The sequence below is a fragment of the Amnibacterium sp. genome (assembly GCF_025463795.1).
GTDB lineage: Bacteria > Actinomycetota > Actinomycetes > Actinomycetales > Microbacteriaceae > Amnibacterium.
The window spans coordinates 1-6,819 of record NZ_JAODBE010000179.1; the positions used below are offsets into that span (position 1 = coordinate 1).

At 72.2% G+C, this 6,819-nt stretch carries 8 protein-coding genes and 2 pseudogenes; 5 read left to right on the forward strand and 5 right to left on the reverse strand.

The genetic code is table 11. The features are described from left to right. Both JWQ92_RS15300 and JWQ92_RS15305 read right to left on the reverse strand, forming a co-directional pair. The coding region (locus JWQ92_RS15300; protein ID WP_297345327.1) for an aromatic acid exporter family protein at positions 1 to 531 on the reverse strand (531 nt) is incomplete at its 3' end. Positions 532 to 536: 5 nt separating this feature from the next. Further along, on the reverse strand, positions 537 to 1,673 hold the full coding sequence (locus JWQ92_RS15305; RefSeq protein WP_297345328.1) for a glycine cleavage T C-terminal barrel domain-containing protein: 1,137 nt from the start codon (positions 1,671 to 1,673) through the stop codon (positions 537 to 539). 166 nt (positions 1,674 to 1,839) lie between these two features. Here JWQ92_RS15305 and JWQ92_RS15310 point away from each other — a divergent pair, with 166 nt between their 5' ends. Next, a complete protein-coding gene (locus tag JWQ92_RS15310; RefSeq protein WP_297345329.1) occupies positions 1,840 to 2,325 on the forward strand; it encodes a VOC family protein in 486 nt (161 codons plus the stop codon). 130 nt (positions 2,326 to 2,455) lie between these two features. On the opposite strand, the gene JWQ92_RS15315 is transcribed toward JWQ92_RS15310, so the two are convergent. Together JWQ92_RS15315 and JWQ92_RS15320 are read right to left on the reverse strand one after the other, a co-directional pair. After that, positions 2,456 to 3,097, reverse strand: coding sequence for an FABP family protein (locus JWQ92_RS15315; protein WP_297345330.1), 642 nt, complete (start codon positions 3,095 to 3,097; stop codon positions 2,456 to 2,458). Between the two features lie 175 nt (positions 3,098 to 3,272). Further along, positions 3,273 to 3,542: a hypothetical protein gene (locus tag JWQ92_RS15320; protein WP_297345331.1), complete on the reverse strand. Its 270-nt coding sequence runs from the start codon at positions 3,540 to 3,542 to the stop codon at positions 3,273 to 3,275. Positions 3,543 to 3,642: 100 nt separating this feature from the next. On the opposite strand from JWQ92_RS15320, the gene JWQ92_RS15325 reads away from it, so the two are divergent. The 4 genes and pseudogenes from JWQ92_RS15325 to JWQ92_RS15340 all read left to right on the forward strand — a co-directional run. Next, positions 3,643 to 4,332 carry a response regulator transcription factor gene (locus tag JWQ92_RS15325; protein ID WP_297345332.1) on the forward strand — a complete coding sequence of 230 codons (690 nt, stop codon included), beginning with the start codon at positions 3,643 to 3,645 and terminating at the stop codon, positions 4,330 to 4,332. Beyond that, positions 4,329 to 4,748, forward strand: a complete 420-nt coding sequence (locus tag JWQ92_RS15330; protein ID WP_297345333.1) for a hypothetical protein — start codon at positions 4,329 to 4,331, stop codon at positions 4,746 to 4,748. Before JWQ92_RS15325 ends, JWQ92_RS15330 begins: the two co-directional genes overlap by 4 nt. A gap of 97 nt (positions 4,749 to 4,845) precedes the next feature. Continuing rightward, positions 4,846 to 5,295: a hypothetical protein gene (locus tag JWQ92_RS15335; protein ID WP_297345334.1), complete on the forward strand. Its 450-nt coding sequence runs from the start codon at positions 4,846 to 4,848 to the stop codon at positions 5,293 to 5,295. Positions 5,296 to 5,352: 57 nt separating this feature from the next. Further along, positions 5,353 to 6,528, forward strand: a pseudogene (locus JWQ92_RS15340) (RNA degradosome polyphosphate kinase); the annotation flags it as partial. Here the strand turns inward: JWQ92_RS15340 and JWQ92_RS16955 are convergent. Further along, positions 6,523 to 6,819, reverse strand: a pseudogene (locus JWQ92_RS16955) (RNA degradosome polyphosphate kinase); the annotation flags it as partial. The pseudogenes JWQ92_RS15340 and JWQ92_RS16955 sit on opposite strands and share 6 nt — an antisense overlap.

Sequence of the window (6,819 nt, forward strand, 5' to 3'; positions counted from 1 at the left end):
GGCGTCCCGCAGCGCCGCCCTGCGCGGATCCCGGGGCAGCAGTGCCGTCGCCACCAGGGCGACGCCGCCGCCGACGAAGCCGTCGATGCTCCGGGCGAAGGCGCCGCCGGTCGGCAGCGTGAGCAGCAGCACGATCGCCGACTGCGCGGTCGCCGCGACCGCGACCGCCGGCGAGGCGTTGGCGAGGCGCGCCACGAGGAGCGTGAGGAAGAGGGCGACCGCGATCTGCCAGACGCCCCGGCCGACGACGAGCAGCAGCACCTCGGCGAGCGCGACCCCGATCGCGAGGCCCAGCGCGGTCTCGAGCACCCGGCGCGGGCGGGCGTCGCGGACGAAGCCGAGGCTGCTCAGCGTGATCGTGATCGCGAGCAGCGGGACCGGATGGCCGAGCGCGAAGTGCGAGATGCAGTAGGCGGCGGTCGCGGCGACGGACAGCTGCACGGCGGCGGGCACCGCGGCCACGCCCCGGGCCAAGGCCGCCTGCGGACTCAGCAGCCGGGCGAGCGGCGCCGCCGGGCTCTCGCCGGCCACGGGGTTCAGCCGCGCCGGACCGCACCGAGGCGCGGCAACCGCGGCACCGCGACGGCCGGGCCCGCGTCAGCGGGCACGATGATGCGCTGCGCGGCGGCGACGTCGGCGCCGGCGGTGCGGACGAGGAGCGTCGCCGACTCCGGCACGGAGCGCTTCACGACGGCGAGCGCGATCGGGCCCTCCTCGTGGTGGAGCGCGGAGCTCGTGACCGAGCCGACCTCCTGGTCGCCGTCGAGCACGGTGTCGCCCGGCACGGGCAGCACGGCCTCGGAGCCGTCGAGGTCCAGCTGCACGAGGCGCCGTGGCGGGCGGCCGAGGTTGTGCACCTTCGCGACGGTCTCCTGCCCTCGGTAGCACCCCTTCGCGAGGTGCACCGCGCTCCGCAGCCAGTCGAGCTCGTGCGGGATGGTGCGGGCGTCGACCTCGCGGGCGAACCGCGGCCGCCATGCCGCGATGCGCAGGGCCTCGAGGGCGAGCGTGCCGGCCACCCGCTGCTCGCCCCGCCGAGCGGCCGCGGCCACGTCGTCGAGGTGGCTGCGCGGGATGAGCGCGAGCCACTGCGGGAACTCGGAACCCGGATGCGGATCGGTCGCCGCACGGGTGAACCCGCCGACGGCGGTGCCGGTCCACGGGTCCCGCCACACCGGCCCTGCGCCGGGCAGCCGGGGGACGTCGCCGAGTCCGGCGAGCACCGCCCAGTCGTCGGTGACGTCGTCCACGGCCACCCGCAGCGTGAAGCGCATCCGATCGAGGAACGCGGCGAACGACGCGGTCTCCGCGGCCTCCGTGAGGAGCCAGGCGCTCTCGCCGTCGTCCACGACCGCGGCGGCGTGCTCGACGCGACCGGAGGGGTCAAGCAGCAGGGTCTCCGCGGAGCCGCCCACGGGCAGCCCCAGCAGGCGCTGACTCGTGATGGAGTCGAGCCATGACAGCCGGTCGGGTCCCGTCACGCGGATCACGCCGCGGTTCGAGCAGTCGACGAGGGCGTCGCCGGCGGCGAGCGCTCGCTGCTCCTTGATCGGCTCGCCGTAGTGGCCCGCGACGCCGGCGTCCGGCCCCTCGGCCGCGACCGCGCCGGGGAGGGCGAGCAGCGGGCTCAGGTGCGCCGGCGCCTCCGCTGCATCCGTCGTCTCGAGGTCCACGGTCCCCGAGTGTAGGAGCGCCGCACCGCGCCCCTGCGCCGCATGCAGCCCTGGGGGCCGCTTCGCGCGGGTGCGAGAGGAACCGCCGAGCCCTGGAGCCGGTCCTCGGTCGGCGCTAGCCTGCGATGGCGCCCGCTGCCCGGACGCGGATGGCGAAGGAGCCGGCATGCCCGTGGTGCGATTCGCGACCCATCTCTGGTTCGACGACCAGGCCGTCGAGGCGGCGGAGCTCTACACCGGGCTCCTGCCCGATTCCCACATCGACCGGGTGACGCGTGCTCCCGACGGCGTGCCCGACACGCCGGCCGGGACGCCGTTCATCGTCGACCTCACGCTGATGGGGCAGCAGTACATCTTCCTGAACGGCGGACCGCAGTTCCCGTTCGACTCCCAGGTCTCCTTGTACGTGCTCTGCGAGACGCAGGACGAGGTCGACGGGTTCTGGTCGGCGCTGCTCGAGGGCGGCGGCAAGGAGGTGCAGTGCGGCTGGCTGACGGACCGGTTCGGGCTCTCGTGGCAGATCATCCCCCGCCGGCTGGAGGAGCTGATGAGCGATCCCGACCCAGCGGTGGCCCGTCGCGTCACTGCGGCGATGCTGCAGATGGTGAAGCTCGACATCGCCGGTCTCGAGGCCGCCGCGCGAGGCGCCTGAGCCTCTCCGCGCGCCTCACCAGCGCCCTGCGGACGACGCTGCGCTGTGGAGAGCGCTGGAACGTCCGGGCGGCGCTCAGATGCTGCGCACCAGCGGGCCGGATCCGCCCCTGGCCGCAGGTGCCGGCAGGTCAGTCGACGCGGCGCAGCCGACCCGATGCGTGCGTCTTCAGCTCCTGGCCGAGCGCGGCGATGTCCCACGCCCAGAGCAGGTCGCCCTCGACCAGGCCGTAGATGCGGGTGGCCGCCGAGTACTCCTTCGCGCTCTCGGTGCGCAGCACCGCGTCCGTCGCGAGATCGACCCTCGGCCCCTTCACCCGGCCGAGGTAGAGCTCGGTGACGCCGGTCGGATGCACGACCGAGACCTCGAGGTCGAAGCCGTCGGACGCGTTGCGCAGCGCCTCGACGCTCGTGGCGGTGCTGAACGGCCGCGGGCCCTCGCCCGGCAGCATGCCGGGCCCGGGGTCCCCGGAGGTCGGCGGGCGGCTCAGCCGCCAGTACCCCGTCTCCGTGACGAGGGGCGTCGACGGGCGCGGCTCGTGAGGCTCTCCGAGGACGTCGGGCGTTCCGGGGCCCGCTCCGAAGAGCCATGTGTAGGAGCTGTAGTTGAGGTACGGCAGCCCGTCGTGGCTGAAGCTCACGCGCTGGCCGAACTCGTGCCGGCGCAGCTCGTCGCCCACCTCGTACTCGATGAGTCCGGAACCCTCCCACACACCGAGCAGCCACGACAGCGGCACGAGCTCGGCGGGCAGGCCGGTGGGGATGTCGATCATCGTGAGGCCGCCTGGAGGTGCGCGCGGGTCAGCGCTGACCCCGGAAGAGGTTGTACAGCACGACGAGCGCGATGAATGCGATCGCGAGCGAGGCGAGCCCGAGGAGCCCCAGATAGAAGAACTCGATCGCCAGCTGCATGGTTCGAATTCTACCGACCCGCCGCGCGGGAGGCGGTCAGGCGCCCGCGACGAGCCGCACGAGCGCGACGACGAGCACGAGCGCGAACGACCCGCAGGCGGTCGCGACGAGCCGCTCGACGAAGCCGTCCTGCTCCCCCACCGCGAGCTGCACCACCATGCCGATCACGACGGCGACCGCTGCGGCGAGCATGAGTGCGGCCCAGACGAACGACCCCTGCACGGTGGCGGCCAGCACGCAGGCGGCCACGAGGGTGCCCGCCCAGACGGCCGCGACGGCCCACCACTTCGGCTGGGTGATCGTCATGCGGCCATCATGCCGCGCGCCGCTGCGGCCCCGCCGCATCCGCCCCGCGGTGAGCCCTGGCCCTACTATGGCGGCACGCCGTCCCTGGAAGGACACCTCCGTGGCGCAGCTGCTGATCCTGACCCCGCAGGTCGATGGTGATGTGCTGCCCGCGCTCGCGCTGCTCAGCCACTCGGTGCGCACCATCCCGGCGGAGCCGGCCCAGCTGATCACGGCACCCTCGTGCGACGTGATCCTGGTGGATGCACGGTCGGATCTGGCGAGCGCCAAGTCGCTCTGCAAGATCCTCACGACCACGGGCGTGAACGTGCCGATCCTGCTCATCCTCACCGAGGGCGGCCTGACGGCCGTCAGCGCCGACTGGGGCGTGAGCGACGTCGTGCTCGACGCGGCCGGACCGGCCGAGGTGGATGCGCGGATCCGCCTGGTCATCGGCCGGATGGCGCAGGCCGAGGGCACCTCGAAGATCCAGGCCTCCGGCGTCGTGATCGACGAGGCGAGCTACTCGGCGAAGGTCCACGGCAAGCCGCTCGACCTCACCTTCAAGGAGTTCGAGCTGCTCCGCTTCTTCGCCACCCACCCGAGCCGCGTCTTCACCCGCGAGCAGCTGCTCAGCGAGGTGTGGGGCTACGACTACTTCGGCGGCACCCGCACGGTCGACGTGCACGTGCGGCGCCTTCGCGCCAAGCTCGGCGACCTCGAGAGCCTCATCGGCACGGTGCGGAACGTCGGATACCGATTCAACGTGTACGAGGAGGAGGGCGAGCGGCTCGCCACCGTCCGCTCGTGACCGCTCCCCTCGCGTCCGCACGCGATCGGCGACTCGACCTCGCGTTCCTGCTGTTCGCCGGCGCCGCCGTCGTGGACGTCCTCCTCGTGGCGCTCGGGCTCACCCACATCGGCTCCGCCGTCGCGACCGCCCGCAGCCGATCCGGCGTCGATCCGGCGACCGTCGGTCTCTACATCGGGATCGGGATCGGGATCGTGCTCGCCTTCGAGCTGGCGCAGGCGGTGCTGCTCGTCGCCTTCGGCCGGCTCGCCCGACGCCGGGTGCCCTGGGCCCGCTGGGCGCTGCTGGTGCTCACCGTGCTGGCGCTGATCGGCTTCAGCGAGGGCGCCTACGTGCTCGGCCTGCTCCGCCTGCTGCTGGCCGCCGCGGGAACGGTGCTGGTGTTCCGCGGATCGGCAAGCCGCTCCCCGCACTGATCCTCAGTCGACATTCAGCCGCTGACCAGCGGTTACTCCATAGGCTCCGAAGCACCCACCAGGCGACGTACGGCCGCCTTCCTGATCGGAGTACCTCATGACGAACCCCGTCTCCCCCACCGGCACCGCCACCACGACTGCGGACGGACGCCGCCCGGGCACGGTCGAAGCCGCGTTCTGGCTCTACCTCATCGCCCCCGTCGTGGGCCTGATCCTGGCGATCGTCGGCATCGGCGCCGCCACGAACGCCGGCAACGCCGCCGCCGCGAAGGCCGGCGTCTCGACGGCGGCGGTGTCCGGTCTCATCGTCGCGAGCATCGTGCTGAACGTGGTCCTGCTCGTCGCGGTGATCGTGATCGACCTCTTCTTCCGCCGCGGCGCGAACTGGGCCCGCATCGTCATGACGGTGCTCGGCGTGCTGTCCTTCTTCGCCGGCGGCTTCCTCACCTTCGTGATCTCCCTCGTCGCGATCATCCTCAGCTGGCTGCCCGCCTCCAACGCCTGGTTCCGCTCGGTGCGGGGCACGGCAGCGCCGCGCACGGTCTGATCCGCAGCCTGCCGGTCGTTCATCCCGCGGCAACCCGGCCGGTGGAAGGATGACGACATGGATGCGGACGGTGTCGTGGAGCAGAGCGGAGCGGTCGCCGACGTCCTCGACGACGACTTCGACCCCCCGTGGGTGCCGGCCGACGGCGACGACCTGCCATCGGACCGGTTCCTCGACCGCGAGCTGAGCTGGCTCGCGTTCAACCGCCGGGTGCTCGACCTCGCCGAGGACGACAACCTGCCGGTGCTCGAACGCACCAACTTCCTCGCGATCTTCGCCAACAACCTCGACGAGTTCTTCATGGTCCGGGTCGCCGGACTGAAGCGACGGATCCTCACCGGGCTGGCCGTGCCGACCAACGTCGGCACGGCGGCCCGGGAGGTGCTCGGCGACATCAACGCCGCCGCGCACGTGATGCAGATCCAGCACGCCGAGATCTTCACCACGAAGGTGCGGCCGGCCCTGGAGCAGGCCGGGATCCGGATCCTCGCGGTCGACGATCTCTCGGAGGCGGAGCGCACCCGGCTTGCCGAGGTGTTCAGCACCCAGATCTTCCCGGTGCTGATGCCGCTCGCGGTCGACCCGGCGCATCCGTTCCCCTACATCAGCGGACTGTCGCTCAACCTCGCGGTGCGCGTGCGGAACCCGCGCAGCGACCGCACGGAGTTCGCGCGGCTCAAGGTGCCCACCGGGGTGCTGCCGCGGCTCGTCGAGACGTCCGCGGTCATGGGCGCCGCGTCGTTCGTGCTGCTCGAGGACCTCATCGCCCATCACCTCGACGACCTGTTCCCCGGCATGGAGGTGCTGGAGCACCACATCTTCCGGCTCACCAGGAACGAGGACGTGGAGGTCGAGGAGGACGAGACCGAGAACCTCATCCAGGCGCTCGAGAAGGAGCTGCTCCGCCGGCGCTTCGGGCCGCCCATCCGCCTCGAGATCACCGAGGACATGGACGACACGACCCTCGACCTGCTCGTCTCCGAGCTGGGGATCACGCGGGACGAGGTGTACCGGCTGCCGGGGCCGCTCGACCTCGCCGGGCTCTTCGAGCTCGGCCGCCTCGACCGGCCGGCGCTCCGCTTCCCGACCGCCGTGCCGGTGACGTCGCCCGCGTTCATGCCCGGCGAGCCGAACGAGCGCGCCGACCTCTTCACCGCGATCGCCGCGGACGACGTGCTCGTGCACCATCCCTACGAGTCGTTCGCGACGAGCGTGCAGGCCTTCCTCGAGCAGGCGGCGGAACTTCTTCTCGATCGCGTAGCCCGACAGCTGATTGAAGAGGCGGGTGAGGTCGGAGGCGACCTGGTCGTCGGCGGTGAACAGGCCGAGGTCCTCGTAGATGCGGCTGGTCTTCGGGTTGTAGTTGCCCGTGCCGATGTGGCAGTAGTTCCGCAGCCGCCCGTCCTCACGGCGGACGACGAGCGCCAGCTTGCAGTGCGTCTTCAGGCCCACCAGGCCGTAGACGACGTGCACGCCGGCGCGCTCGAGCTTCCGCGCCCAGTCGATGTTGTTCTGCTCGTCGAA